Source organism: Mesorhizobium sp. B2-6-2 (assembly GCF_006440615.1).
Lineage (GTDB): Bacteria > Pseudomonadota > Alphaproteobacteria > Rhizobiales > Rhizobiaceae > Mesorhizobium.
Map to the genome: position 1 here is coordinate 1 of NZ_VFUG01000026.1, position 25069 is coordinate 25069.

Consider the following 25069-nt stretch of genomic DNA (forward strand, 5'->3'; position numbering starts at 1 on the left):
GCAGAGATCGGTGGCGCCGACTTCCGCGACCAGGGCGCGGAGCTCGCGGGCTTCGCCGCCATTCGAAAGATGAAAGACGATGCCGGTATCGGCGTCGGCCGGCAGGAAATGAACGGTGACGGTCTTGCCGCTATGGACGCCGATGCCAGCCAGCGTCGCGCGCGATTTCACTGTCGTCTGATAGTCGTGCAAGAGTAACCCCATACGCCCAAAATGCCTGCGTCCGCTCCACTGGCCCTGGGTATCTTGCAGCCAGTCTGATGGTCTGGCGCTCGCACAAATGCGGCAAAATAAGCAAGAGCATGCGGCTCTGTATAATCGGCAGGCAGGGCTACTCCCCGAATCCCGGCAAACCGACTTTAGTCGGTGGCGAAGATAATGGCCCGCCCTGGAGACTCCAAATCACGGTTTCTTACCCCGTGTAACCACGGAAATGTGTCAGAAATAGCTCTTAAGTCATTGTTTTCAATGTTTTTTGTAAAAGCAACAGGCAGACGATTTCTCGTCTGCCTGTTAACAACCGTTATATATCGTTAACGATCAGCGCTACGCTGTATCGACGATCAGCGGTCCGCGCCGTATCGACGATCGGCGTACCGATCAGTTGGCCTGGCGACGCAGGAAGGCCGGGATTTCCAGCTGGTCGTCTTCCTGGACTGTGCGGGCCTGCGGCGTCAGCCGGCCCTGGTCGTCGAGCTGGCCGCGGCGCGGCGCATAGAGCGCAGGATCCTGGCTGGCGAGACGGCGCATCTCGGGCGCGGCCTGGCGCAGCTTCGGCTCGCGCGGCTGCGCCGGCTGAAGCCGGGGCGGCTCTTCCTCGCGGCGGGTAAGGCCGTTGGTCAGCCGCTTGATCAGCCCCATCGGACCGCTGTTTTCATGGTCCGCCGGCCGGCTCTTGGCTTCGACTTCTGCCCTTACCACCGGCGGAAAATCTTCCACGCGAGGCATGCGCTGCGGCGCCGCGGCCACCGGCTGCGGCATCTCGCGCTGCGGCGCGGGCTGCTGCATGACCTGCGGCACCACCGGCTGCGGCTGCGCAGGCGGGGCTTGGAAGATCTTGCTCTGCGGCCGGAAGTCGTCGACCGGCAAGGCGCGCGGCTGCGCCATGGCGGCGGCGTTCGCCTCGGCAAGCTGGATCGCCTCCGCGACCGGATCGACAGCGCGCGGCTCGTAGGCCTGCGGCTGAACCGGAGCGGGGCGGATTTCGGCCACCGGAGCCGCCGCCGGGCGGGCGGCCGGCTTCTGCGGCGCGCGAATCGAGATCGGCGCAGCCGCGATCTCGGCCGCCGACTTGTCGATGCCGGTGGCGACGACCGACACGCGGATCACGCCTTCCAGCTCTTCGTCGAAGGTGGCGCCCAGGATGATGTTGGCGTCCTGGTCGACCTCCTCGCGGATGCGGGTCGCGGCCTCGTCCACCTCGAACAAGGTTAGGTCGCGGCCGCCGGTGATCGAGATCAGCAGGCCCTTGGCGCCCTTCATCGAGGTCTCGTCGAGCAGCGGATTGGCGATGGCGGCTTCAGCGGCGGCCATCGCGCGGCCCTCGCCCGAAGCCTCGCCCGTGCCCATCATCGCCTTGCCCATCTCGCGCATCACCGAGCGGACGTCGGCGAAGTCGAGGTTGATCAGGCCTTCCTTGACCATCAAGTCGGTGATGCAGGCGACGCCCGAATAGAGCACCTGGTCGGCCATTGCGAAGGCATCGGCGAAGGTGGTCTTGTCATTGGCCAGCCGGAACAGGTTCTGGTTGGGGATGACGATGAGCGTGTCGACGCATTTCTGCAGTTCCTCGATGCCCATGTCGGCCGTCTTCATGCGGCGCTGGCCCTCGAAATGGAACGGCTTGGTGACGACGCCGACGGTGAGGATGCCCTTCTCGCGCGCCGCGCGGGCAACGACCGGAGCAGCGCCCGTGCCGGTGCCGCCGCCCATGCCGGCGGTGACGAAGCACATATGGGTGTTGGAGAGATGATCGATGATCTCGTCGATGCACTCTTCCGCCGCCGCGCGGCCGACTTCGGGCTGCGAACCGGCGCCGAGGCCTTCGGTGACGTGCGCGCCGAGCTGGATCAGCCGCTCTGCCTTGGACATCGTCAACGCCTGCGCGTCGGTGTTGGCCACCACGAACTCGACGCCGCGCAGGCCGGCTGTGATCATGTTGTTCACGGCATTGCCGCCGCCGCCGCCGACGCCGAACACGGTGATGCGTGGCTTGAGCTCGGTGATGTCCGGCTTCTGCAGATTGATGGTCATTGTCTCCGTCCTTTGCCTTTCCCGCCGCCTCGCCGCTGCGGCCGCCTATGGGGCTGTCCCCGTCAAATTAAAAACTGTCTCTCAACCACTGACTCATGCGATGCAGTTTTCCGCCCGTTCCGGTCATCCTGAAACCGGAAAGTCCTTTCGCCGAATGGCTCTCGAAGCTCGCCATCTGCGGATAGATCATCAGTCCGACCGGGGTCGAGAACGCCGGTCCCTTGGCCGCCTCAGGCAGCCCCGCGACGCCGAGCGGCCGGCCGATGCGCACATTGCGCCCGAGAATGCGGCGCGCCGCTTCCGGCAGGCCGGCAAGCTGGCTGGCACCGCCGGTGAGCACGACCCGCTTACCGACGGCATTGCCGTAGCCGGACTTGTTCAGCCGGTCGCGCAGAAGCTCCAGCGTCTCGTCGATACGGGCGCGGATGATGCGCGTCATCACCGAGCGCGGGATCTGCAGCGGTATATCGCCTTCCTCGCCGATCGGCTGGATCGAGACGAGGTCGCGGTCGTCAGCGCTGCCGGGCAGCGCCGAGCCATGCATCACCTTCAGCCGCTCCGCGGCATCGAGCGAGGTCGACAGGCCCTTGGCCATGTCGAGCGTCACATGGTTGCCGCCGATGGCGATGGCGTCGCCATGGACGAACTTGCCCTCCGAGAAGACCGAGATGGTCGTCGTCCCGCCGCCCATGTCGATGCAGGCTGCGCCCATTTCGAGCTCGTCGTCGACCAGCGAGGCAAGCCCGCTGGCATAGGGCGTCGCCACCATGCGCTCGACCGACAGGTGCGAGCGGTTGATGCAAAGCTCGAGGTTGCGCATCGGCGCCGCGTCGCCCGTCAGCACATGCATGTCGACGCCGAGCGCATCGCCCACCATGCCGCGCGGGTCGCGCATGCCGCGCTCGCCGTCGAGCGAGAAACCGACGGGCAGCGAATGGACCACCTCGCGCTCGGCCCTGAGCGCCTGCTTGGCGCCGGCGGCGAGCACGCGCTTGATGTCGACCTCCTCGACCGGATGGCCGCCGAGATTGATGGTCGCCGAGAAGGCTTCGCTCTTCAGCCGACCCGCCGTCATGTTGACGATGAGGGAATCGACCGTGAGCCCGGCCATGCGCTCGGCCGCATCGACGGCAAGCCGGATGGCATGCTCGGCGCGATCGAGATCGACCACCACGCCGGACTTCACGCCTTGCGATTTCTGGTGACCGATGCCGATCACCTGGATGCGATGCGAACGTCCGCGCAGCAGCTTGCCGTCCTCGTTCGGCTTCAGCTTCGCCACGACGCAGCAAACCTTGCTGGAGCCGACATCGAGCACCGTGAGCGTGCCCGACCGGCGCGAAGAAGCGTCGCTGCTGCCGCCAAGCCAGCTCATATCTTCCTCTCCACCTTGCGCTTGGCCAGGGACTTCGGCTTGTCGCTGAGCGCTGCTTCGCGCTGTGTCGCCGCTTCCGGCGACAGCTCCACGACCAGCCGGTCGGAAAGCCGCATGTCGACGGCGGCGATGTCGCGGGTCAGCAATCCGTTGTCATGGTCGATCTTGACGAGCTCGGCGATCGCCTGTTCCTCGCCGTCTTCCGGCAGCTTGATCGTGATGCCGTTTTCAAGCCTCAGGTCCCAGCGCCGTTCGCCGACCCGGATGTAACCTTTGACCCGCGCCGCAAGCTCGGGATAGCGCTCGATCTTGGCGAGGAAGGCCGGCGCCATGGCCGGCGCGCCGGTGCCGATGATCAGCGGCAGCAGCGCCTGCTTGCCGCCCGAGAACGGCGCGATCATCTCGCCCGACCGCTCGATGACCGAGACCGAGGTGCCCTGCTGCCAAAGCGCGAAGGGTTGGCGCTCCTCGATGCGCACTTCCAGCGTATGCGGGTATATCTTGCGCACCGCGGCTCCGTCGACCCACGGCAGCGTCGTGATGCGCTCGCGCGCGGCCTCGGCATCGAAGCCGATCAGCGAGGTCCAGCCGTCGAGGCCGAGCCGGTCGAGCACATCGATCTCGGAGGTCTGGCGGTTGCCGACCACCTTGATCTGGTCGACGGCAAAGCCGGTGCGCGCCGTCACGCCCTGCACGATGCTGTCGGCGTAGCCGCCGAGATAGGCGCCATAGGCGCTGCTGGACGCGATCAGCGCGGCGGAAAGGATCGCGGCCGAAAAGCGCGGCGCCTCATACTCGCCGCCGCACAAACGCGCCAGCATGCGCATCGGCCGGCGAAGCTGACGCGGCAGCACGAAACGGTCGAATGACAGCGACATACCGAACAGCGCGAGACCAGCCGCACCGACGCCATTACCCTGTCCCCACCTCAACGCAGACACGAAGCGTCCTCCACCATCCAACTCAACAAATCGCCGAACGAGTGCCCCGCTTGCGCGGCGATTTCAGGCACCAGAGACGTCGGCGTCATGCCCGGCTGAGTGTTGACCTCGAGCCAGACAACCTCGCCGTTTTCGGAGTGGCGGTCGTCGTAACGGAAGTCCGATCGGGAAACGCCCCGGCAACCAATGGCAAGATGAGCCTTGAGGGCCAGTGTCTGTATTTTTTGGTAAATATTCGGTGAAATTTTAGCAGGGATTTCGTGTTTTGATCCGCCGGGAACGTATTTTGAATCGTAATCGTAGAAGGAATGCCCGGTCGGGATGATCTCGCAGACGCCGAGCGCCACATCGCCCATCACCGCGCAGGTCAATTCGCGGCCGTGGATGTAGCGCTCGACCATGACGGTCTCGCCATATTGCCATTCCGTGGAGCCGATCACCTGCGGCGGATGCGACTGCCCCTCAAGCACGATGACCACGCCGAAGCTCGACCCCTCATTGACCGGCTTGACCACATAAGGCGGCTTCATCGGATGCTTGTTCTGGACGGCGAAGCGGTTGACCACCTTCGACTCCGCGACCGGAATGCCGGACGCCTTGGCGATTTTCTTGGCCTGCTCCTTGTTCATGGCGAGCGCCGAAGCGAGCACACCCGAATGGGTGTAGGGAATTGCGAGATATTCGAGAATTCCCTGGATGGTGCCGTCCTCGCCGAACGGACCGTGCAGCGCGTTGAAGGCGACGTCAGGCTTGAGATCGGCAAGCACAGACCCGACATCGCGCGAAACATCGACCCGGGTGACCTGATAGCCTTCATTCTCGAGCGCATCCGCACACGCCTTCCCCGAGGACAGAGACACGGGCCGCTCCGAGGAGAATCCACCCAGGAGGACAGCCACATGCTTCTTCTTCATCCCGTCATCCCCTCTCACGCCGGGCCTGCAACCGATATTCCCGCACCGCATTTCCAAACATTGAGTCCGAGCCCTCCGGCAGGTTGCCCCCCAGACGGAAAACGCGGCTTAACGCGTCGAACGACTCAAATCAGGAAACGCTTTAGGGCAGAGAATCAGAGAGTTGATTCGCTGGCAAGTACCTATGATTCCGAGAGATTCACTTTCCGCGAAAACAGCCGCAAAAAGTGAATTGTGAGTCTTTGAGGCAACGGTTCTACGGCTGTTTCAGATCGCTGGAAGTTCAAGCATCACATGAACTTAAGCCTAGGCTAAAGAAGCTGCCCGAGAAACTCCTGCACCGCATGACCCGGCCTGAAATTGCCGAGGCGCTTGATCTCCCAGTGCAGCCGGATGCCCGAATTCTCGAGCACCCGCGCCCGCACCGTCTCGCCGAGATATTCGAGGTCGTAGCCGGTGGCCGTGCCGGTGTTGATCATGAAGTTGCAGTGCATCGGCGACATCTGCGCGCCGCCGATCATGAGCCCGCGGCAGCCGGCCTTGTCGATCTCCTTCCAGGCCGAGGTGCCTTCCGGATTCTGGAAGGTCGAGCCGCCGGTCTTTTCCCTGATCGGCTGCACCGTCTCGCGATGGTTCTGCACGGCATCCATCGCCGCCTTGATCGCCGCCTTGTCTTCCGCAAACCCTTCGAAAATGGCCGAGGTGAAGATCAGGCCGGCAGGCGCGGACGAGTGGCGATAGGCATAGCCCATATCGGCATTGCTCAGCGTATGGAGATTGCCCCTGCGGTCCAGGGCCCTCACCTCGACGACCCGTTCGCGGGTCTCGACGCCGTTGGCGCCTGCATTCATCCTGAGCGCGCCGCCAACGGCGCCGGGAATGCCGTGGTAGAAGTGGAAGCCGCCAATGCCGGCTTCATGCGCCACCGCCGCGAGGCGCTTGTCCGGCGTCGCCGCGCCGGCTTTGATCGTGGTCGGCCCGGTGGTCTCGGCCTCGCCGAAACCCTTGGCCGAGAGCCTGACGACAAAACCCGGAACGCCGCCGTCGCGCACCAGAAGGTTCGAGCCGACGCCGACCACCGTGACCGGTATCTCTTCCGGCACCGCGCGCAGGAAGGCCGCGAGGTCCTCCTCGTCGACCGGCTGGAACAGCGCTTCCGCCTGTCCGCCGGCGCGGAACCAGGTGATTTTGTCCATCTCGGCATTGGGCGTGACGCGGCCGCGCAGGCCGGCAAGCTTGTCGCCGAGTTTGTCTATGAGGGCTTGGCCGCGCATCATGACGACGTCCCACCAAGTTCCTTGGGCAGCGCGTAAGCCCATTGCGTGATGTTGCCGGCGCCGAGGAAGACGACGAAATCGCCGGGCTTGGCAAGCTCGCGAATGGCTGGCGCGACCGCCGCCGCGCCATCGATATAGCGCGCGTCGCGGTGGCCGCCGGAACGGATGCGCGACACCAGCGCGTCGGAGGTCGCGCCTTCGATGGGTTCCTCGCCTGCCGCATAGACCGGCGCCACCATCACCGTGTCGGCGTCGTTGAAGCAGACCGAGAACTCATCGAAAAGATCGTGCAGCCGGGTGAAGCGATGCGGCTGCGCGATGGCGATCACGCGTCCCTCGGTCGCGCTGCGCGCGGCCTTCAGCACCGCCGCGATCTCGACCGGATGGTGGCCGTAGTCGTCGAACACCTCGACGCCGTTCCACGAGCCGGTACGGGTGAAGCGCCGCCTGACGCCGGCGAAGGACGACAGGCCCTTCTTGATCGCCTCGGCCGAGAGGCCAAGCTCATGCGCGACCGCGATCGCCGCCGTCGCGTTGGAGACGTTGTGGCGGCCAGGCATCGGCAGGCGCAGGTCCTTTATCGAGGTCGTGCCCCGCCCCTTGCGATCGCGGATCACGACATCGAATTCGGAGATCGCGCCCTGCATGCGGTGGTTGCTGAAGCGCACATCGGCCTGCGCGTTCTCGCCATAGGTGATGACGCGCCGGTCCTCGATCCGTCCGACCAGCGCCTGCACTTCCGGGTGGTCGGTGCACATCACGCCGAAGCCGTAGAACGGCACGTTCTCGACGAACTGACGGAACGCCTCGCGCACCTTGTCGAAGCTGCCATAGTGGTCGAGATGCTCGGGATCGATGTTGGTGACGACGGCGATATCGGCCGGCAGCTTCAGGAACGTTCCGTCGCTCTCATCGGCTTCGACCACCATCCACTCGCCATCGCCCATGCGCGCATTGGTGCCGTAGGCGTTGATGATGCCGCCATTGATGACGGTCGGGTCGAGCCCGCCGGCCTCGAGCAAGGTCGCCACCATCGAAGTCGTCGTCGTCTTGCCATGCGTGCCGCCGATGGCGACCGCCTGGCGGAAACGCATCAGCTCGGCCAGCATCTCGGCGCGGCGGACAATGGGGAGCAACTTCTCCCGCGCGGCCTTGAGCTCCGGGTTGGATTTCTTGATCGCGGTCGAAACGACCACCACTTCGGCTTCGCCGAGATTCTCGGCCGTGTGGCCGACGAAGCATTCGATGCCCTTGTCGCGCAGCCGCTGCACATTGGCGCCGTCGGCCTGGTCGGACCCCTGCACCTTGTAGCCGAGATTGTGCAGCACCTCGGCGATGCCGCTCATGCCGATGCCGCCAATGCCGATGAAATGCACAAGCCCGATGGTCTGCGGCATCTTCATGGGCGCGTCCTCCTGTAGTCCGAAACCGTTTTGCCGGACGCAATAGCCTCTGTCAGATCGGCGAGCAACCGCGCCGCGTTCGGTTTCCCGGCCGAGCGGGCGGCGGCGGCCATCGTCGCCAGCCGGTTCGGGTCCTTGATCAGCCCGCCGACCAACTCGGCGACCCGCGCCGCCGACAGCGTCGACTGCGGATGAAGCTCGGCGCCGCCGGCGGTGGCAAGCGCCGCGGCATTTGCCGCCTGGTCGTGGTCGAGCGCGTGCGGATAAGGCACCAGCAGCGCCGGCCGGCCGATGACGGCGATTTCCGAAACCGTCGAGGCGCCGGAGCGCGACATCACCAGATGCGCCGCCGCCATGCGCGCCGCCATGTCGGTAAAGAAGGGCGAGACCTGGACGTCGACGCCGAGATCGGCATAGGCGGCCTTCACCCGCGCCACATCCTCCGCGCGCGCCTGCTGCGTGATCGCCAGCCGCTTGCGCAGGTCTTGCGGCAGCAGCGCGATCGCCGCGGGCACGGCATCGGAAAAGAACTGCGCGCCCTGACTGCCGCCGAACACCAGGAAGCGGAACGGTTCGCCCTCGTTCGACACCACGTAAGGCGTTTTCGCCGCATCGAGGACCTGCGGCCTGACCGGATTGCCGGTGGTCACCGTCTTTGCGCCGTCAGCGCTTGCGCCCTCCGGCAGGAAACCGCCGGCAATCGCATCCACGCGGCCGGCAAGCGCCTTGTTGGCGCGGCCCATGACGGCGTTCTGCTCATGGATCAGCGTCGGCACTTTTCGCCTTGTCGCGGCATAGAGCGGCGGCAGCGTCGGATAGCCGCCGAAGCCGACGACAGCCTCCGGCTTGATCCTGGCGATTACCCGGCCGGCCTCCCGCACGCCCTGCCAGATCTTCCAGAAGGCCGAGAGCATGGCGACCGGGTTCTTCGAACCCAGCGTGGCCGAGGGGATCGTGTGAATGTCGGCTGTCGGGAAATGGCGGGAATAGCGCTCGGCGCGATTGTCGGTGGCAAGATGCACCTTCCAGCCGCGCTCGATCAGCTCATGCGCCAGCGCCTCGGCCGGAAACAGATGTCCGCCCGTTCCGCCGGCCGCAAGCAGGATGACACCCTTCGCCATCCTGCCTCATTCCGCCGGCATTGCGCGCTGCGAAAGGACGAAGCCCATCTGCTTGCGCTTTTCCGGACGCTTGCGGGTCAAGGCGAGCACCATGCCCATCGAGACGGCGATGGCGATCTGCGAGGAGCCGCCATAGGAGATGAAGGGCAGCGTCATGCCCTTGGCCGGCATCAGCTGCAGGTTCACGCACATGTTGATGGCCGATTGCAGGCCGAAGACGGTGACGAGGCCGCCGACCGCATAGCGGGTGAAATCGTCCTGTTCCTTGAGCGCGATGCTCAGGCCGCGCAGCACGATGAAGGCGAAGATCGACATGATGAAGAAGCACATTATGAGGCCGAACTCCTCGCCGGCGACCGAGAAGACGAAGTCGGCGTGGCTGTCGGGGATGACCCGCTTCACCGTGCCCTCGCCCGGGCCGACGCCGAACCAGCCGCCATTGATCAGCGCCTCGCGGCCCATATCGACCTGGAAAGTGTCGCCTTCGCCGGTCATGAACTTGTCGATGCGCGCGGCGACGTGCGGAAACACCGTATAGGCCGCGAACACGCCGCCGACCCCGGCAGCCCCCAGCGCGACGATCCAGAACCAGGGCAGGCCGGCCATGAAGAACATCACGCCCCAGGTGCCCAGCACCAGCATGGTCTGGCCGAGATCGGGCTGGGCCACCAGAAGCGAGATGACCAGCGCCAGCAAAAGCATGGCGAACAGATTGCCGGGAATGTCGGGCTGGCGCCTGTGCTCCGCAAACAGCCAGGCGCAGATGACGACGAAGGCCGGTTTCAGGAACTCGGACGGCTGGATGGAAAGGCCTGCGAGCGACACCCAGCGCCGCGCCCCCTTCACCTCGACGCCGATGTAGAGCACCGCCACCATCAGCACCAACATGATGCAGATCATCACCAGCGACATGCGCCTTATCTGCCGCGCCTCCAGGAAAGAGACCGCCAGCATCACGATGAGTGCCGGGATGGTGAAGATGATCTGGCGCGTGGCGAAGTGGAAGCTGTCGAGGCCGATGCGCTCGGCCACAGCCGGACTTGCGGCGAAAGACAGCACGATGCCCAGTCCCATCAGCGACAGGAATGCCGCCAGAAACCAGCGATCGATCGTCCACCACCAGGTGGCGACAGGACTTTTGTCGAGACGGCTTTGCATCAACGTGGCCCTCCGATGGATTTCACCCCATCAATAGCAGTCGCAGCTTGCCTGAAGGCTTCGCCGCGAACTTCGAAATTCTTGAACTGGTCGAAACTGGCGCAAGCCGGCGAAAGCAGCACCACGGCCTCGCCGCCGGTGTCCTTTGCCGCGTCGTTGGCGGCATGCTCGACCGCCGCCGCCAGCGTTCCGGATATTTCGTAAGGTACTGCCTCGCCGAGCGTCGCCGAGAAGGCTGGCGCCGCCTCGCCGATCAGATAGGCCTTGGCGATGCGCGGGAAGAAGCCGCGCAGCGGCTCGATGCCGCCTTCCTTGGGCAGGCCGCCGGCGATCCAGTAGACGCGGTTGAAGCTCGACAGCGCCGGTGCGGCCGCATCGGCATTGGTCGCCTTGGAATCGTTGACGAACAGCACATGGTCCTTGCGGCCGACCTGCTCCATGCGATGCGCCAGCCCGGGGAAGCTCTCGAGCCCGGCCTGGATTTCGCCGAGATCGAGCCCGATCCTCAGGCACGCGGCGACGGCGGCCAGCGCGTTCTGCGCGTTGTGTTGCCCGCGCAGCGACCCGATGCCTTCGAGGAAGGCGACGCGGCTGTAGCGGCCATGCACGGCTTCCATCAGATTGGTGCCGTCGGCGAAATAGCCGTCGGTCAACGGCAGGCGCTTGGAAATACGGATGACCGGCCGGCCGGCCCGTTCCAGGCGGTCGGCGATCTGGGCGCACCAGGAATCGTCGACGCCGACGATCGCGGTGTCGCTGCCGGCGACCAGCCGCTCCTTGATCGAGGCGTAATGCGCCATCGTGCCGTGCCGGTCGAGATGGTCGGGCGTCAGGTTGAGCAGGATGCCGGCGGTCGGATTGATGGAGGGCGCGAGATCGATCTGGTAGGACGAGCACTCGACCACATAGTGCCGCGTCGGCTCGGGCGGATCGAGCGTCATGACGGCACGGCCGATATTGCCGCCCATCTGCGTGTCGCGGCCTGCCGACTTCACGATATGCGCCGTCAGCGCCGTCGTCGTCGACTTGCCGTTGGTGCCGGTAATCGCGATGAAGGGCGCTGCCGGCGCATGGCTGTTGCGCTCGCGGCAGAACAGCTCGATGTCACCGATCACCTCGACGCCGGCGCCGCGCGCCAGCTCCACCGTCCAATGCGGCTTTGGATGCGTCAGCGGCACCCCCGGCGACAGCACGAAGGCGGCGAAACGCGGCCAGTCGGCCGCGCGCAGATCTCCGGTCGTAATCCCCGCCGCCGCTGCCTTGGCGACGCTGTCCGGATTGTCGTCCCAGGCCAGCACCTCGGCGCCGCCGGCGATCAGCGCATGCGCTGTGGCGATCCCCGAGCCGCCAAGCCCGAAGAGGGAAATGCGTTTGCCTGAAAAGGAAGCGGCGGGGATCAAGCAGCAAGTCCTATCTGAGCTTGAGGGTGGACAGGCCGACCAGCGCCAGGATGACGGCAATGATCCAGAAGCGTATCACCACCTGGCTTTCGGTCCAGCCGAGCTTTTCGAAATGGTGATGGATCGGCGCCATCAGGAAGACGCGCTTGCCGGTCATCTTGAAATAGCCGACCTGGATGATGACCGACAGGATCTCGACCACGAACAGGCCGCCGACGATGACCAGCACGATCTCGTGCTTGGTGGCGACCGCGATGGTGCCGATCAGCCCGCCCATCGCCAGCGAGCCGGTGTCGCCCATGAAGATGGCGGCCGGCGGCGCGTTGAACCAGAGGAAGCCGAGGCCTGCGCCGATTACCGCGCCGAGCACGACGGCGAGCTCGCCGGTGCCGGGAACGAAATGGATCTGCAGATATTCGGCGAACACCGCGTTGCCCGACAAATAGGCGATGACGCCGAAGGACGCCGCCGCGATCATGATCGGCACGATCGCCAGGCCGTCGAGGCCGTCGGTCAGGTTCACCGCATTGCCGGCGCCGACGATGACGAAGCAGGAGAACGGCACGAAGAACCAGCCGAGGTTGATCAGGAATTCCTTGGCGAAGGGAAAGGTCAGCGACGACGAGAACGGCGCCTGGCCATTATGCATGATCACCCAGGCCGCGATGGCGGCGATGACGAACTCGATCGCCAGGCGGGCCTTGCCGGAGAAGCCCAGATGCGACTGCTTGGTGACCTTGAGATAGTCGTCGTAGAAGCCGATCGAGCCGAAGCCGACGGTGACCAGCAACACGACCCAGACATAGATGCTGGACAGGTTTGCCCATAAGAGCGACGAACCGATGATGCCGGACAGGATCATCAGCCCGCCCATGGTCGGCGTTCCGGCCTTCTTGAAATGCGTCTGCGGGCCGTCGGCGCGGATCGGCTGGCCCTTGCCTTGCCGCAGACGCAGCGAATTGATGATCGTCGGCCCAAAGATGAAGACGATAAGCGCAGACGTGATCAGCGCGCCGCCTGTACGAAAGGTGATGTAGCGGAAGACGTTGAAGAACGAGATCTTGTCCGCGAAATCGACGAGCAGTGTGAACATGGTCCTTCCGTCCCCCGGAGCCCGACCTAGGCCGGCTTAATGTTTGTGGCTTCCGCCGGAAATTTGCCGAGCAATGCCTCGACCAGCTTTGAAAACCCGATGCCCTTCGACGACTTGACCATCACCACGTCGCCGGGCCTGAGCGCTGCGATCACGATCGGCTTCAGCTCCTCGGCGCCTGCCCGATATTCCGTCTGGATATCGGCCGGCAAAACCTCGGCCAGCGCCTGCATTTCCGGCCCGCCGAGAAAGACGTTGCGCGTGCCCGTGCCGACGATCAGCTTGGCAAGCGCTGCGTGGAGATCAGCCGAATGGCTGCCGAGCTCCAGCATGTCGCCGAGCACGGCGATGCGCCGGCCCTCGCCCGCGACCGGCGTGGCGTTGAGCAGCGCCATCGCCGCCGCCATCGACGCCGGATTGGCGTTGTAGCTCTCGTCGATCAGCGTGAGCGGCCCGTTGGGATGATGCAGGATATGGCGCCGGCCCCGCCCGCGCTCGGCCGAAAGATCTGCCAGCGCGGCAGCGACCTTGTCGAGGTCGGCGCCGACCAGCTGCGCGGCGCCCAGCACAGCCAGCACGTTCTGCACGATATGGCGACCAGGCGCCCCGATACGAGCCGTCAGGTCCCTCTTGCCGATCTTGACGGCGATGTCGGAATGGTCGGCATGAAGCTCGCAGCCGACAAGGCGGAACGCCGAGCGGACATTTTCGCCGAAGCCGAAGACATGCTCGACGCCCGCCTCTTTCGCCATTTTGCCGAGCAGCTTCCAGCGTGGATCGTCGCGGTTGAGCAGCGCTGCGCCGCCCGGCTCGATTCCCTCGAAAATCTCGGCCTTGGCTATGGCGATCTCATCGAGATTCTTGAAGAAGCCGAGATGAGCGGCGGCAATGATCGTCACGATGGCGACATGCGGCCTGACCATCTTGACCAGCGGCCTGATCTCGCCCCGATGATTCATGCCGATCTCGAAGACCGCATAGTCGCAGTCCTGCGGCATGCGCGCCAGCGTCAGCGGCACGCCCCAATGGTTGTTGAACGACTGCGCCGAAGCATGCACCTTGCCGACCGCCGACAACACATGGCGCAGCGCTTCCTTGGTGGTCGTCTTGCCGGCCGAGCCCGTGACCGCGATGGTCCTGGCCTTCGAGCGGGCGCGGGCCGCCACGCCGAGCTTCTCGAGGGCCGCAAGCACGTCCTGCACGACGATCATTGGCGCCGTCAGCCGGCCGAGCGACGGCAGCTTGCCCTCGGCGACGACCAGCACGGTCGCTCCGGCCTTGACCGCCGCGGTCGCGAAGTCATGCCCGTCCATCGCTTCGCCCTTGATGGCGAAGAACGCGTTTCCCGGTTCCAGGCTGCGGCTGTCGATCGAAATGCCGGTGATGCCCTCCGGCAGCGAGCCGATCGGCCTGCCGCCCATGGCTTCGACGAGCGCTTCCGAGGTCCACAGCAGGTTCATGCTGCGCGCTCCTTCAGCGCCTCGCGCACTTCCTCATGATCGGAGAAGTGGAAGGTTTCGGTGCCGACGGTCTGGCCTTCCTCATGTCCCTTGCCGGCGACGATGAGCGTGTCGCCGGCGCGAAGCATCGCCACCGCCTCATGGATTGCCTTGCGCCGGTCGCCGATCTCGATGGCGCCGGGTGCTGCAGCGAGGATTGCCGCGCGGATGGTTTCCGGCACTTCCGTGCGCGGATTGTCGTCGGTGACGATGACGACATCTGCGAGCCGCGTCGCGATCTCGCCCATGATCGGCCTTTTTCCCCGGTCGCGGTCGCCGCCGCAGCCGAACACCACGACGACGCGCCCCGTGGTGAAAGGCCGGACCGAGGTCAGCACATTCTCCAGCGCATCGGGCTTGTGGGCGTAGTCGACATAAACGGGAGCGCCGGCCGCGGTGGCGCCGACGAGGTCGAGCCGGCCCGGCGCACCCTTCAGTTTCTCCAATGCCGCCAAGGCCTTGCCCGCGGGTGTTCCAGTCGCGATGGCAAGCCCGGCCGAGACCAGCGCGTTGGCGATCTGGAAATCCCCGGCCAAAGGCAGGTCGACCTCGTGCAGCACGCCGTCGGCCACGATTTCGGCGCGCTGGCGATGGCGCTCATGCTCGACCCGCTTCAGCGTCAGGAAATCGCCATGGCGGCCGACGGTCAGCACTTCCAGCCCCGCCGCTTTCGCGGCTTTGATGGTCGGCTCCGACCACGGATCGTCGGCAAAGACGATGGCGGGCGCGCCCTTCGGCAGCAGCGTGTCGAACAGGCGCAGCTTGGCGCGGTGATAATCCTCGACCGTGGGATGGTAATCCATGTGGTCGCGGCCGAGATTGGTGAAAGCGCCGGCCGCCAGCTTCACCCCGTCGAGGCGGCGCTGGTCGAGACCGTGGCTTGAGGCTTCCATCGAGGCGTGGGTGACGCCCGCATCCGCCAGTTCCTTGAGCAATCGGTGTAGCGCCACCGGATCGGGCGTTGTCAGCGAGCCATATTCGTTGCGGCCGGGCGCCACCACCCCGGTCGTGCCGATCGAGGCGGCAGCGAAACCCGCCTGCTCCCAGATCTGGCGGGTGAAGGCGGCGACGGATGTCTTGCCGGCGGTGCCGGTGACGGCGACCATGGTCTGCGGCTGGCGTCCGAAGAAGCGCGCCGCGCTGAGCGCCAGCGCCAGGCGCGGATCATCGACGGAGAGAACCGGGATCGACAGGCCTGAGACGTTCGTGCCCCTGCCGGTGACGATCGCAGCCGCGCCGCGGGCCGCGGCATCGGCGGCATAGGTCGAGCCGTCGGCCTTGCTGCCGGCAAGCGCGAAGAAGACGACGCCGGTCTTGACCGCGCGGGAATCGGAGGAAAGTCCGGTCACCTCCAGATCGGGGGAAGCTGTTCCCTCGACAGGCAGGATGCCGGCTAGATCTTTTAGATGCATTGAGTCCCGTTCACCGCAACAAAATAGCGCGCAGTTGCCGGCGCGCCCCAAGAATCACTGATAGGAAACCAGCGTTGCACCATTTTCATGGCTGAAATCTGGCTTCACGCCAAGCATGGCGGCCGCGCGTCTGATGATGTTGCCGGCCATGACCCCCGCATTGTTGGCGGCAACGTCGGTCATCCCGGGCTTTTCAGGATGCGGGGCGTCGGCGATCGTGAACACCAGATATTGCGGGTCGTCCATCGGGAAGGCGGCGACGAAGGTGTTGAAATTCAGGTCCTTGGAGTAGCGGCCGTTGATGACCTTCTCTGCCGTTCCGGTCTTGCCGCCAACGCGGTAGCCGGGGACCCGGGCGTTTCTGGCCGAGCCCTTCTCGGCGTTGAGCGTATAGAGGTAGCGCATGCCTGCGACCGTCTTGTCGCCGACCACTTTCTTGGCCACCGCCATTGCCTCCTGCTCGCTGCGCACCAGGAATGTCGGCTCGATCAGGTAGCCCTGCATCAGCGCCGCGCAGCCGACGGCGGCTTGCAGCGGCGTCGTCGACACGCCGTGGCCGAAGGCGATGGTGAACGAGTTGACCTGTTTCCAGACCTTGGGTTCGGTCGGGCGCGCGACTTCCGGCAGTTCGGTCTGCATCCTGTCCAGAATGCCGAGGCGGTGCAGGAATTCGCGATGCCCCTCGATGCCGACCAGCTCGGCCTCCCTGGCCGACCCGATGTTGGACGAAAAGAGGAACACTTCCGGCAGCGACAGCACGCGGTTCTTGCCGTGGAAATCGTGGATGGCCTGACGGCCGACCCGGATCGGATGCGACGCGTCGAAGCGGCTGTTCATTGTCGCCTTGCCTGAATCGAGCGCCATGGCCGAGGTGAAGCTCTTGAAGGTCGAGCCCATCTCGTAGAGCCCGGCCGACATGCGGTTCAGCCGGTCTTTTTCCTGGGCGTTGTACGGATTGTTCGGATCGAAATCCGGCACCGAGGCCATGGCGACCACTTCGCCGGTCTTGATGTTCAGCACGACGGCGCCGGCGCCGATGGCGCGATAACGCTCCAGCCCGGCGGCGATCTCGTCGCGCACCACATGCTGGACGCGCAGATCGATCGAAAGCTTGACCGGCTTGAGATCCTTGGCCACGGCGAGCCCCGACGCCTGTAGGTCGCTCAGCCCCTGCTCGTCGATATACTTCTCCATGCCGGAGATGCCCTGGTTGTCGATGTTGGTGAGGCCGACGATATAGGACGAGGTCTCGCCGCTCGGATAGAAGCGGCGCTTTTCGGTGCGGAAGCCGAGGCCGGGGACGCCCAGCGCCAGGATGTCGGCCTGCTGCTTCGGCGTCAGCTGGCGCTGCAGCCAGACAAACCCGGCGCCGCTCTTGAGCTTGCGATAGGTCTGCTCGTAGTCGATCTCCGGCAGCACGGTCGACAATCTCTCGATCGCTTCGTCGGCATCGACGATTCGGCGCGGCTCGGCAAACAGCGACGCCGTCTTGATGTCGGTCGCCAGCACCTCGCCGTTGCGGTCGACGATATCCGGACGCGATGCAGTGACCCGGTTCTCCGGGCCGCCCGAAAGATCGGGATTCTGCAGCCCGAGATAGACGAGCCTGCCGGCGATGGTCGAATAGATGGTGAAGAACACCGCCATCGTCATGACGATGCGCGTCTTTGCCTTGCCGCCAGTCGCCTTGCGGGCCGCATCGACGACGATCGAGCCGTCCTCCGCCTGCCTCTTCCGGCGCGTCAGCAGGCCGCCGATCCTTGGAAGACCGATCATTGAACGGTGCTCCCGGTGACCACTGGATCCTTGCCGTCCGAGGGCTCCTTGCCCGAATTGTCGGCCATGCCGTCAAGCCGCTGCGAGGAGAGGTCTTCGATCGTCACGGGTTTCACGGGTATGTCGTCGAGCCCGCCGATCTGGTGCGCGTTGACCGGTTCGAGCCCGAGCTGGCTTTTATAGACACCGGCAAGCTTCTGCAGCCGCGACGGCTGTGTAAGCAGGCTCCAGTCCGCCTTGAGGAGATCGATGGTCTCTTCCTCGTAGTGGATCTGCGCCTGGATCTTCTGCACGGCCGCCTGTTGCTCTTCGGCTTCGCGCTTCGTCTTGTAGGTCAGCGCGGCGGCCGAGACCATGACGGCGATCAGGACTATGTCGCTGGTACGAAACACGTGCTCACCTCTCCCCCGGCCGCTCGACGGCGGGAAGCTTTGGAAGGCCGAAAATCGAAAAATCGCCGGCGCGCGCAGGCGCCTCGGTGCGGATCGCCGCGCGCAGCCTGGCCGAGCGCGCCCGCGGATTGGCGTCGAGCTCGGCCTCCCCCGGCGTCACGCCGCCGCCAGCCTTACGGAAAGTCGCGACGCGCAGGGGCGCATCGGGTAAATGCCGCGAGCCGCTGGCCGCTTCGGAGCGGTCGGCGATGAAGCGCTTGACGATGCGGTCTTCCAGCGAATGGAATGTCACCACGGCAAGGTGCCCGCCGGGCTTCAGCGCCCGCTCGGCGGCCAGCAGCGCCCTTGCAAGCTCACCAAGCTCGTCATTGACGAAGATGCGCAGCGCCTGGAAGACGCGTGTCGCCGGGTGGATCTTGTCCTTCGGACCTCTTCCGATATGGGTTTCGATGGCGTCGGCGAGATCGAGCGTGCGTTCGAAGGGCTTCTTCTCGCGACGGCTCTCGATCATGCGAGCGATGCGGCCGGCATGACGCTCCTCGCCGAGAAAGCCGAAGATGCGGGCAAGGTCGCCCGCCTTGAAGGTGTTGACGACTTCGGCGGCGGACAGACCCGCCTGCGCCATGCGCATGTCGAGCGGCCCGTCGGCGCGAAAGGAAAAGCCCCGCTCCGCCTGGTCGAGTTGCATGGAAGAAACACCGATGTCGAGCACCACGCCGTCGGCGACCTCGATATGCTCGTCCAGCGTCGAGAACGGCGCCTGGACAAGCCTCAGCCTGCCACCGGCCTCTCCTTCGAGCGCCCTGCCCGCCGCGATCGCGTCCGGATCGCGGTCGATGGCGACGACGGAGGCGCCGCGATCGAGGATGGCGCTGGTGTAGCCGCCGGCGCCGAATGTCCCGTCGACGATCGTCTCGCCGGCCTTCGGCGCAAGCGCGTCGAGCACCTCGGCAAGGAGGACCGGAATGTGACGGGCCGGTCCGCCAACGGCGTGAGGGTCATCGCCGTGGCCAGCCATCATTCCGATCGCTCCCCGGGCTTCGTCCCCTGCCGAAGCTGCAAAAGCCGGGCCCGCGCCTGCGCCCCATAGGCGGCAAGCCGTCCCGGCTCCCAGACCTGAAAGAAATTGCCGCGGCCGACAAAGGCCACCTCGTTCGAGATGCCCGTATGCTCGCGGATGAAATCGGTCATGGTGATGCGGCCGTCCTGGTCGAGCTTCAGAAATGTCCCGTCGCCATGGCAAAAGAACGACATGTCGTCCGCCGTCTGCAGAAAGGGGTCCTCCAGCGCGATCCGCTGCTCGTAACGGTCGAGCAGGTCGAGCCCACCGACATCCATGGCCGGCAGTTCCAGGCAGCGCAGCGCGTAGAGTTCCGAATAACCGCGTTTCTGCACCACCGCACGAAAATGCGCCGGAACGGACACCCGTCCCTTCGCATCGATCCTGCTCACCGTATTTGACAGAAACCGGTCCAATAAACGCCACAGCCGCCGTTGCCGCTGCACCCCTCATGTTGTTCTCCGCGCCCCTGCCGCATTTGCGGCAAATCGCTTCATTCACCGGGGCGAAAACCGACAAACGCGCAGCCGCCGCGGCTGCCCGATTGGCGTACGCTTCACCCTGACGCGGAACGAAAGCTTGATTTAAATGGGATATCATGGGGCACTATGGGCGTCAACGGGAACAGGCATCACAAACACGCGCGCCACAACCACAAAGCCAGGCTGAAGACACGTCTCGTCTTTATCGTCTATTAAGCCTAACGAAGCGTTTAGAGCCCTCTGGCCCAAAATGACGCAGCTTGCCGCGCACAGCCGGCGCGCATAGCGTCGGTTGAAGTTTTCTGCCCAAAGGATTGAGCCGATGTCCGACACTGCGAAGTCACGCGCCGCGACACTTGCCCATTTGCGTAGCGCCGATTTCGCCAAGGGCGATCCCATCCCCTTGCCGCTGACCATGGCCTCGATTTTCCACGCGCCGGGCGACGCGACGGGCTTCGATCAATATGGCCGCTTCAGCAATCCGACCTGGCATGCCGTCGAGCATGCGCTCGGCCATCTGGAAGACGCGCAATGCGTTATTTTTCCGTCGGGAATGGCCGCGATTTCCGCGGCATTCTTCGCGCTCGTCAAATCGGGCGACCGCATCCTCTTGCCGTCGGACGGCTATCACACGACGCGCGCGCTGGCTGAGCGTTTCCTGAAACCGCTCGGCGTCGCCTATGATGTGCGGCCGACGGCAAGCATACTCGACGGCGGTTTCGCCGGCTATCGGGCGGTTTTCGTCGAAAGTCCGTCGAACCCGCGACTGGACATTTGCGACATCGCCGCCGTCGCCAAGGCAGTCCATGCGCAAGGCGGAACCCTGATCGTCGACAACACGACGATGACGCCCTTCGGCCAGCGCCCGCTCGATCTTGACGCCGACATCGTGGTCTCAGCCGACACCAAGGCGATCAATGGCCATTCGGACGTTCTCTTCGGCCATGTCGCCAGTCGCGATTCCGACATTGTCGCCAGGGTGAAGGATTGGCGCGAGACGGCTGGCGGCATTCCCGGTCCGTTCGAAGCATGGCTGGTGCATCGCGGCCTCGAAACGCTGGAAGTACGCTTCGACCGCATGTGCTCGTCGGCCGAAACCATCGCACAGCGGCTGAAGGGTCACCGCGCCGTCAGCGGCCTGCGCTTTCCCGGGCTCGAGGGCGATGCCTCGCACAATCTTGCGCGCGCCCAGATGGAGCGCTTCGGCTTTCTGATTTCGTTCGAACTGGCCTCCGAAGAACAGGCCGAGGCGTTCATCGACGGTTGCGCGCTGATTGAATCGGCAACGTCCTTTGGCGGTGTGCACACATCGGCCGAGCGGCGCTCGAAACGCGGCGACGCCGTTCCGCCGGGCTTCGTTCGCCTGGCAGTCGGCTGCGAGCCGGTCGAGGAACTCTGGCAGGCGATCGAGGCGTCCCTGGACAAAATTGCAAGCTGAGCAGACCTGTCACGGATTCACATCATCCGCTTCGATCTTGCGCCGACCGTGTAATACGCGGACGATCTCGATCGCATCGTGACCAACCCGGTACAACGTAAGGTATTCGCCAACCACCAGATGGCGGATACCGGGCGCGATATCGTCGCGCGGAGCACCTGAAAAGGGATGCAGGCTGAGCAAGCCTCCTCTCCATGTCGTCTACGAACCGGACCGCGGCATTCGGACTATGGCTGGCGATGTAGTCGCCGATATCTTCGAGATCGACCGCCGCTTGAGGAAGCAGCCGATATCTCACTCTTCGAAGCCCTTCGCTTCAGCCATCTTACGATATTTGGCACGCGCTCGTTCGATGACCGACGGGCCGTCAAGCGCCGGCCCGCTGTCGATCCCCTGCTGCACCAGTTTCCGCAGCTCTTCGACGCTGTAGCCGAACAAGTCGCGCCGCTCCTACCATTGCCTGAGCGCATCGCGGATCACCTCGCTGGCCGAGGCGTATTCGCCAGCCGCGACGACATCGTCGACCGCGGCCGCCAGTTCCGGTGAAAGCGTGATACTGCGTTTATCGACCTGGCCCATGGCGCACTCCTGCTCTTCCGTATGGTACGATTTAATCGCACCAGCTTCAAGGATAGGTTCGACCACGCCGCGGAAGCTGTCTTGCAGAATGCTTGAATCGGAAGATTCGCCTGTCGGCGTAACCTCCTGATCCCGCTCGGCTATCGCTACGAGAAAAATGCCAGCTGGCCTGTAAGCCGGGTTCTGTATGGCCCTCGCCTCGCGGCGAGAACGTGGCGGCCATTCATCTTGGGCGCATGTTGCCACGCGCCTCACGCAACCTACCCGGACGGTGGGCCGGAAACAGCCCTCGAAGGTTTCCCCTCGTACCGCCCCTATTCGGTTTTGCTCCCGGTGGGGTTTGCCCTGCCGCTTCTGTTGCCAGTCGCGCGGTGGGCTCTTACCCCACCCTTTCACCCTTGCCGTGGCCGAAGCCGCGGCGGTTTGCTTTCTGTGGCACTTTCCCTGGGGTCGCCCCCGCCGGCCGTTAGCCGGCACCGTGTCTCCATGGAGCCCGGACTTTCCTCACCCGCAACCTTTCGGCACGCGCGGGCGCGGCCGCCCGGCCAGCTGACAAGGGCGTATAAAGGGATTCCCGCCTGAAAACGCAAACGAAAAAGCTGTTGCCGTCGCTCAAATGCGCAGCGATTTGGGACAACGACGTGCTGAAACAGACACGCGTCGCCCAAATCCACTTCGGCGGACGAGCTTAGGCCGGCGAACCCAGCGCTGCCATCTGCACCTTCACCTTGCTGCAATAGGCGGCCGAAATCGGATTCATCCGCGTCGCGCCGTGACCGGCATTGTATTTCAGGATCGTGCCGCAGGTGGTGCCACCGCCGAGACCCTGCGCCATGGCGAGGTACTTCATGCCGTATTTGATATTGGTGTCGGGATCGAACAGCCCCTTGGCCGAACCGGTGTAACCCATCATGCGCGCCGTGGCCGGCTTGATCTGCATCAGGCCGATCTCGCCGGCGCTGCCGACCAGGTTCGGCCGGTAGTTGCTTTCGATCTTGATAACGGCCTTGGCCAGGGACACCGGCACGCCGTAGCTCGCGGCATAGCGGGCAATGATCGACGAATACTGGCCGCCGCTGGGCGCGGCGGGTGTCGCCAGAGCGATCTGGCCCGTGGGGATCGAGGCTGTCGTGGTGAGATCGATCGTCTTTCTGCCGCGCTTGGCGCGTTTGGCGCGCTTGGCTGTCGATTTCGCCGTCCTGGTCGCGGCGGCCTTCTGCACCTTAGCCGGAGCTCTCTTGATCTTTGGCGCTTTGCTTGCTGGGGCAGCCTTGGTCGTTGGGACGACGGCGAGGCCATTGTCTGCCCTGAGGCTTAAGGGGGCGCTGTTTGCCGGACTGAAGGCAAAGCTCATTACTCCGGCAGCAACGGCTGCCGCTACAACGGTCAATTTCTGCATGTAATCCTGTTCTGTTAGAACCGCGCGAAGAACTTCACGCAGTTGTGTCAATTCAACATCGGAGCATCAGGGAGGCTAGACGTCCAACAACTTGCGGGAGAGGCATTTGGCGGCGGAATTGGCGGCAATGAAGGCGGCGCAATTCACTTTAAATAACAGGTTGTAATTTAATGACCTTATCGCGACTATTTGGCAGAGGCTGCCGTGACGGAAGTCAGGAGCCTCTGCAGCGTGCGGATCGTCGAATTGTCGGCCACGCCATCCACCAGCCGCCGCCGGAAATGCCGCTGGAACGCCGCAACCGCGATTTCCGTCTGCCGGTCGTAAATACCCGATATCTCAATACCATAGCCATAGAGCGCCAGCATCGACTGCAGCGCCTCGACATCGGAGCCGGTGTCGCCGGCCTTCAACGCGGCGCCCGGTTTTATCGGCGCCGCCGGTACGAGGTGACCGATACCGGCCGCGAACAGCGCCTTCCACGGAAATTTTTCGCCCGGGTCGACCTTGCGGCCCGGCGCCACGTCGGAATGGGCAAGCACCCTCGTCGCGGGGATGGAATAACGGCCCACGATGCCCACGCACAGATCGATCACGGCATCGATCTGCCGCCTCGGGAAGGCCTTGTAGCCCAGTGAATGCCCGGGATTGACGATCTCGATGCCGACCGAGCAGGAGTTGATGTCGGTGCGCCCGAGCCAGGAGCTCTTGCCGGCATGCCAGGCGCGATCGCTCTCGCGCACCATCTGGACGACGCGGCCGTCCTCATGAACAAGATAATGCGAGGACACTTCGCTTGCCGGATCGCACAGCCACGCCTCGGCGCCGGCGCCGGTTGCCATGCCGGTATAGTGCAGCACGATCATGTCAGGCCGCAGCGTCTCGCGGCGCGGACCGAAATTCGGCGACACCCGGACCTCGGCACCTGGCTGGTCGGGCAGGAAACCGCTCATGCGTGCCTGAGGCCCCGCTCGATCATCTCATACGCGGCATTGATCGCCGCGACCCTGGTCGTGGCGATCTTGATGAATTCCTGCGGCAGGCCGCGTGCGATCAACCTGTCGGGGTGATTGTCCGAGATCAGCTTGCGGTAGCGCTTCCTGATTTCCTCGAACGGCTTGCCGCGCTCGATGCCCAGTACGACGTAAGGATCGGCGGCGCCGAGATTGACGTGCCGCGACAGGATCGTCTCGTAATGCGCCTCATCGATCCGGAAAATCTCCGCGATCCGATGCAGGAACTGCCCTTCCCGCTCATGAATCAGGCCGTCAGCCTTGGCGATATGGAATAGGCCGTCGAGTATGTCTTCCAGCATCATGCAGTTGGCATGGCCGGAACCGCAGAGTTGCGCCATGCGCCGGGCGTAGGTCTCGAACCCGGCGACGTCCTGCTTGGCGATGTCGTAAAGCCGCGCCACGTTGCGCGTCTCGCTCGGCGGCACCTCGAAGATTTCCTGGAAGGCGCGCACCTCGTCCTGCGTGACGATGCCGTCGGCCTTGGCCATCTTGGCCGAGAGCGCGATCATCGCCACCGAGAACGCAACGCGCCGGCGCAAGTCCGGATCGCCGGAAAACACGGTGCGCACAGCTTCAACGACGTCCGCGACGCCCGTGGACGCCGACGACGAAACACGAGCGATGAAGTCGCCAAGGCGGTCCCAAATCGACATGTCGGCTTCATAGTGCGAACCGGGCGGTTCTATCAAGCCGGGACGATGCCGCAGTTGACCGGCGATGCGTGGGATCGACGGCGCAAAAAAGGAGGCCGGCAGTGCCGGCCTTCTTCGATATTGTGGGACGGCCCTTACTGCGCAGGCGCGGTAGGAGCCGGTTTTGTTGCCGGAGCCGGTTCAGCAGGCTTCGAAGCGTCGGGCGAAGCCGGTTTCATCGGCTGTTCGTTGGCCGGCGGCGGATTGGTGCTCTGGGTGGTGGTGTTGTCAGTGCCGGTGCCACTGTTGCTGCAAGCCGCGACCCCCAGCAGGGCGAGCGCCGAAACAGACGCCAGAATGAGCTTCTTCATGCTATCTCTCCTTCAACAGACGCTCACATTTCGGTGAGCGGTCGCAGGGGAAATGCATCAGCCAGCTGCCGGTTTCGT

At 64.6% G+C, this 25069-nt stretch carries 23 protein-coding genes, 1 other RNA gene and 1 pseudogene; 1 reads left to right on the forward strand and 24 read right to left on the reverse strand.

Going from position 1 to position 25069, the window contains the following annotated elements; all coding sequences use genetic code 11:
• The 17 genes from FJ419_RS28545 to mraZ form a co-directional block, all read right to left on the reverse strand.
• A partial coding sequence (locus FJ419_RS28545; RefSeq protein ID WP_181164892.1) for a UDP-3-O-acyl-N-acetylglucosamine deacetylase occupies window positions 1-204 on the reverse strand: 204 nt, incomplete at its 3' end.
• Window positions 205-600: 396 nt separating this feature from the next.
• Window positions 601-2253: a cell division protein FtsZ gene (gene ftsZ / locus FJ419_RS28550; protein ID WP_140700586.1), complete on the reverse strand. Its 1653-nt coding sequence runs from the start codon at window positions 2251-2253 to the stop codon at window positions 601-603.
• A gap of 67 nt (window positions 2254-2320) precedes the next feature.
• Complete coding sequence (ftsA, locus tag FJ419_RS28555; protein ID WP_140700587.1) at window positions 2321-3628, reverse strand: cell division protein FtsA; 1308 nt, start codon at window positions 3626-3628, stop codon at window positions 2321-2323.
• A complete protein-coding gene (locus FJ419_RS28560; RefSeq protein WP_140700588.1) occupies window positions 3625-4569 on the reverse strand; it encodes a cell division protein FtsQ/DivIB in 945 nt (314 codons plus the stop codon). Before FJ419_RS28560 ends, ftsA begins: the two co-directional genes overlap by 4 nt.
• Window positions 4557-5483 carry a D-alanine--D-alanine ligase gene (locus FJ419_RS28565; RefSeq protein ID WP_140700589.1) on the reverse strand — a complete coding sequence of 309 codons (927 nt, stop codon included), beginning with the start codon at window positions 5481-5483 and terminating at the stop codon, window positions 4557-4559. Before FJ419_RS28565 ends, FJ419_RS28560 begins: the two co-directional genes overlap by 13 nt.
• A 311-nt stretch (window positions 5484-5794) precedes the next feature.
• A complete protein-coding gene (gene murB / locus FJ419_RS28570; protein WP_140700590.1) occupies window positions 5795-6760 on the reverse strand; it encodes a UDP-N-acetylmuramate dehydrogenase in 966 nt (321 codons plus the stop codon).
• Window positions 6757-8163 carry a UDP-N-acetylmuramate--L-alanine ligase gene (murC, locus tag FJ419_RS28575; RefSeq protein WP_140700591.1) on the reverse strand — a complete coding sequence of 469 codons (1407 nt, stop codon included), beginning with the start codon at window positions 8161-8163 and terminating at the stop codon, window positions 6757-6759. Before murC ends, murB begins: the two co-directional genes overlap by 4 nt.
• Window positions 8160-9284 (reverse strand): undecaprenyldiphospho-muramoylpentapeptide beta-N-acetylglucosaminyltransferase, encoded by a 1125-nt coding sequence (murG, locus tag FJ419_RS28580; protein ID WP_140700592.1) that lies wholly within the window; start codon window positions 9282-9284, stop codon window positions 8160-8162. The genes murC and murG overlap by 4 nt, the downstream gene beginning before the upstream one ends.
• 6 nt (window positions 9285-9290) lie before the next feature.
• Entirely contained in the window at window positions 9291-10442 is a 1152-nt protein-coding gene (gene ftsW, locus FJ419_RS28585; protein WP_095768993.1) for a putative lipid II flippase FtsW, read from the reverse strand.
• Window positions 10442-11842, reverse strand: a complete 1401-nt coding sequence (gene murD / locus FJ419_RS28590) for a UDP-N-acetylmuramoyl-L-alanine--D-glutamate ligase (RefSeq protein WP_140700593.1) — start codon at window positions 11840-11842, stop codon at window positions 10442-10444. The genes ftsW and murD overlap by 1 nt, the downstream gene beginning before the upstream one ends.
• A gap of 10 nt (window positions 11843-11852) precedes the next feature.
• Window positions 11853-12935 carry a phospho-N-acetylmuramoyl-pentapeptide-transferase gene (gene mraY / locus FJ419_RS28595; protein WP_095768991.1) on the reverse strand — a complete coding sequence of 361 codons (1083 nt, stop codon included), beginning with the start codon at window positions 12933-12935 and terminating at the stop codon, window positions 11853-11855.
• 26 nt (window positions 12936-12961) lie between these two features.
• Entirely contained in the window at window positions 12962-14395 is a 1434-nt protein-coding gene (locus tag FJ419_RS28600; protein ID WP_140700594.1) for a UDP-N-acetylmuramoylalanyl-D-glutamyl-2,6-diaminopimelate--D-alanyl-D-alanine ligase, read from the reverse strand.
• Window positions 14392-15846 (reverse strand): UDP-N-acetylmuramoyl-L-alanyl-D-glutamate--2,6-diaminopimelate ligase, encoded by a 1455-nt coding sequence (locus tag FJ419_RS28605; RefSeq protein ID WP_140700595.1) that lies wholly within the window; start codon window positions 15844-15846, stop codon window positions 14392-14394. The genes FJ419_RS28600 and FJ419_RS28605 overlap by 4 nt, the downstream gene beginning before the upstream one ends.
• 54 nt (window positions 15847-15900) lie before the next feature.
• Window positions 15901-17622, reverse strand: a complete 1722-nt coding sequence (locus tag FJ419_RS28610) for a penicillin-binding protein 2 (protein WP_140700596.1) — start codon at window positions 17620-17622, stop codon at window positions 15901-15903.
• The gene (locus FJ419_RS28615; RefSeq protein WP_140700597.1) at window positions 17619-18014 is read right to left on the reverse strand and encodes a hypothetical protein; all 396 of its coding nucleotides are present in this window, start codon (window positions 18012-18014) and stop codon (window positions 17619-17621) included. Before FJ419_RS28615 ends, FJ419_RS28610 begins: the two co-directional genes overlap by 4 nt.
• Window positions 18015-18018: 4 nt before the next feature.
• Window positions 18019-19035: a 16S rRNA (cytosine(1402)-N(4))-methyltransferase RsmH gene (gene rsmH / locus FJ419_RS28620; protein WP_140700598.1), complete on the reverse strand. Its 1017-nt coding sequence runs from the start codon at window positions 19033-19035 to the stop codon at window positions 18019-18021.
• On the reverse strand, window positions 19032-19490 hold the full coding sequence (gene mraZ, locus FJ419_RS28625) for a division/cell wall cluster transcriptional repressor MraZ (RefSeq protein WP_140700630.1): 459 nt from the start codon (window positions 19488-19490) through the stop codon (window positions 19032-19034). The genes rsmH and mraZ overlap by 4 nt, the downstream gene beginning before the upstream one ends.
• Before the next feature lie 388 nt (window positions 19491-19878).
• On the opposite strand from mraZ, the gene FJ419_RS28630 reads away from it, so the two are divergent.
• Window positions 19879-20994: a cystathionine gamma-lyase gene (locus FJ419_RS28630; RefSeq protein ID WP_140700599.1), complete on the forward strand. Its 1116-nt coding sequence runs from the start codon at window positions 19879-19881 to the stop codon at window positions 20992-20994.
• A gap of 9 nt (window positions 20995-21003) precedes the next feature.
• Here FJ419_RS28630 and FJ419_RS31335 read toward each other — a convergent pair whose 3' ends face one another.
• The 7 genes and pseudogenes from FJ419_RS31335 to FJ419_RS28665 all read right to left on the reverse strand — a co-directional run bounded on the left by FJ419_RS31335 (window position 21004) and on the right by FJ419_RS28665 (window position 24991).
• Window positions 21004-21177, reverse strand: a complete 174-nt coding sequence (locus FJ419_RS31335; RefSeq protein WP_246679418.1) for a type II toxin-antitoxin system RelE/ParE family toxin — start codon at window positions 21175-21177, stop codon at window positions 21004-21006.
• Between the two features lie 111 nt (window positions 21178-21288).
• A pseudogene (locus tag FJ419_RS28640) lies at window positions 21289-21573 on the reverse strand (type II toxin-antitoxin system ParD family antitoxin).
• A gap of 156 nt (window positions 21574-21729) precedes the next feature.
• Window positions 21730-22126, reverse strand: an RNA gene (gene rnpB, locus FJ419_RS28645) — RNase P RNA component class A.
• Between the two features lie 135 nt (window positions 22127-22261).
• Complete coding sequence (locus FJ419_RS28650) at window positions 22262-22972, reverse strand: lytic transglycosylase domain-containing protein (protein WP_140700600.1); 711 nt, start codon at window positions 22970-22972, stop codon at window positions 22262-22264.
• Between the two features lie 185 nt (window positions 22973-23157).
• Window positions 23158-23925, reverse strand: a complete 768-nt coding sequence (locus FJ419_RS28655) for an N-acetylmuramoyl-L-alanine amidase (RefSeq protein ID WP_140700601.1) — start codon at window positions 23923-23925, stop codon at window positions 23158-23160.
• Window positions 23922-24641, reverse strand: a complete 720-nt coding sequence (locus FJ419_RS28660; RefSeq protein WP_140544480.1) for a DnaJ family molecular chaperone — start codon at window positions 24639-24641, stop codon at window positions 23922-23924. Before FJ419_RS28660 ends, FJ419_RS28655 begins: the two co-directional genes overlap by 4 nt.
• A gap of 134 nt (window positions 24642-24775) precedes the next feature.
• The gene (locus tag FJ419_RS28665; protein ID WP_140700602.1) at window positions 24776-24991 is read right to left on the reverse strand and encodes a hypothetical protein; all 216 of its coding nucleotides are present in this window, start codon (window positions 24989-24991) and stop codon (window positions 24776-24778) included.
• Window positions 24992-25069: the final 78 nt, after the last annotated feature.

Coding starts and splice junctions, on each gene's coding strand:
- ftsZ (WP_140700586.1), bottom strand. CDS start 2,253: ATGACCATCAATCTGCAGAAGCCGGACATCACCGAGCTCAAGCCACGC.
- ftsA (WP_140700587.1), bottom strand. CDS start 3,628: ATGAGCTGGCTTGGCGGCAGCAGCGACGCTTCTTCGCGCCGGTCGGGC.
- FJ419_RS28565 (WP_140700589.1), bottom strand. CDS start 5,483: ATGAAGAAGAAGCATGTGGCTGTCCTCCTGGGTGGATTCTCCTCGGAG.
- murB (WP_140700590.1), bottom strand. CDS start 6,760: ATGATGCGCGGCCAAGCCCTCATAGACAAACTCGGCGACAAGCTTGCC.
- murC (WP_140700591.1), bottom strand. CDS start 8,163: ATGAAGATGCCGCAGACCATCGGGCTTGTGCATTTCATCGGCATTGGC.
- murG (WP_140700592.1), bottom strand. CDS start 9,284: ATGGCGAAGGGTGTCATCCTGCTTGCGGCCGGCGGAACGGGCGGACAT.
- ftsW (WP_095768993.1), bottom strand. CDS start 10,442: ATGCAAAGCCGTCTCGACAAAAGTCCTGTCGCCACCTGGTGGTGGACG.
- mraY (WP_095768991.1), bottom strand. CDS start 12,935: ATGTTCACACTGCTCGTCGATTTCGCGGACAAGATCTCGTTCTTCAAC.
- FJ419_RS28600 (WP_140700594.1), bottom strand. CDS start 14,395: ATGAACCTGCTGTGGACCTCGGAAGCGCTCGTCGAAGCCATGGGCGGC.
- FJ419_RS28605 (WP_140700595.1), bottom strand. CDS start 15,846: ATGCATCTAAAAGATCTAGCCGGCATCCTGCCTGTCGAGGGAACAGCT.
- FJ419_RS28610 (WP_140700596.1), bottom strand. CDS start 17,622: ATGATCGGTCTTCCAAGGATCGGCGGCCTGCTGACGCGCCGGAAGAGG.
- rsmH (WP_140700598.1), bottom strand. CDS start 19,035: ATGATGGCTGGCCACGGCGATGACCCTCACGCCGTTGGCGGACCGGCC.
- FJ419_RS28630 (WP_140700599.1), top strand. CDS start 19,879: ATGTCCGACACTGCGAAGTCACGCGCCGCGACACTTGCCCATTTGCGT.
- FJ419_RS28650 (WP_140700600.1), bottom strand. CDS start 22,972: ATGCAGAAATTGACCGTTGTAGCGGCAGCCGTTGCTGCCGGAGTAATG.
- FJ419_RS28655 (WP_140700601.1), bottom strand. CDS start 23,925: ATGAGCGGTTTCCTGCCCGACCAGCCAGGTGCCGAGGTCCGGGTGTCG.
- FJ419_RS28660 (WP_140544480.1), bottom strand. CDS start 24,641: ATGTCGATTTGGGACCGCCTTGGCGACTTCATCGCTCGTGTTTCGTCG.
- FJ419_RS28665 (WP_140700602.1), bottom strand. CDS start 24,991: ATGAAGAAGCTCATTCTGGCGTCTGTTTCGGCGCTCGCCCTGCTGGGG.